Consider the following 1,006-nt stretch of genomic DNA (forward strand, 5'->3'; position numbering starts at 1 on the left):
AATTTGCAGCGCCAGGTTATCTATCGTGAAGGCGACATCGAACTGGCGAAAACCGAGGCGATGGCTCAGCAGCTTCGTGATCTCAATTCAATGATTCAGGTACGCACGATTACCAAGCGTCTCGACCAAGCTCAGTTACAACTCGAAGTCATGTTGGCGGATGTGGTGTTGGATTGCTGTGACAACCTGCCAACGAGGCAGCTGATCAATCAAGTTTGTTATGAGCAAAATACACCTCTGATATCGGCGGCAGCGATTGGTTGGCAAGGGCAGTTTGCTGTTTTTGACTACTCAGACAAACCATCAAATTCAGGCTGCTATCGATGCTTGTATCCATTTGATGAATTGCAGCAAACAATGAAGTGCAGCGAAACCGGCATTATCGGCCCTGTGGTGGGCACTCTGGGGAACTACCAAGCTCTCGCTGCTATTCAAAAGTTGGCGATAGATCGCTTTCATGTTGAGTGTGGTCAGTTACACCTCTTTGATGGACTGCGGATGAACTGGCAGACCATGTCTATAACCAAAGACAAGCAATGTCAGGTTTGTGGTGACAATAATCTTGCACCAGTGAGCAGTTAAGAGATGACCGCCATGACAGTTTCAAATCAATTCGCATCAAATTCGTTTGTGCGTTCCTTTTTTAAAGGAGGGAGGTAACGTGATAACTATCGCTATTAACGACCAAGCTCAGCTGGTCGAGTGTAATGCCAACCTACAGCAAATCATTACCCAGTTTTCTCTGCCTGAAATGGGCTGTGTTTTTGCCATTAATAATCAAGTGCTGCCGCGTAGCGAATGGGCGAGTACGGTGCTTTCTGAGGGAGATAGCATCTCTCTGTTTCAAGCCAGCACAGGGGGGTAATGTCGATGCTGAAAATTGGTGATAAAGAATTTCAATCACGCTTGTTCACAGGAACAGGCAAATTTTCTAATAGCCGTTTAATGGCCGAAGCCATCCAGGTATCAGGTTCACAGCTCGCGACGATGGCGCTTAAACGTGTGG

2 protein-coding genes and 1 pseudogene are annotated in these 1,006 nt (G+C 46.9%); all 3 read left to right on the top strand.

What is annotated here, in order from left to right; genetic code table 11:
• A partial coding sequence (locus R7F67_RS25115) for a HesA/MoeB/ThiF family protein (RefSeq protein ID WP_318057572.1) occupies window positions 1-582 on the top strand: 582 nt, incomplete at its 5' end.
• Window positions 583-661: 79 nt separating this feature from the next.
• Window positions 662-865: a sulfur carrier protein ThiS gene (thiS, locus tag R7F67_RS25120; protein ID WP_318057573.1), complete on the top strand. Its 204-nt coding sequence runs from the start codon at window positions 662-664 to the stop codon at window positions 863-865.
• A gap of 5 nt (window positions 866-870) precedes the next feature.
• Window positions 871-1,006: pseudogene (locus R7F67_RS25125) on the top strand (thiazole synthase); the annotation flags it as partial.

It is taken from the genome of Vibrio sp. YT-17 (assembly GCF_033337375.1).
Classification (GTDB): domain Bacteria; phylum Pseudomonadota; class Gammaproteobacteria; order Enterobacterales; family Vibrionaceae; genus Vibrio; species Vibrio alginolyticus.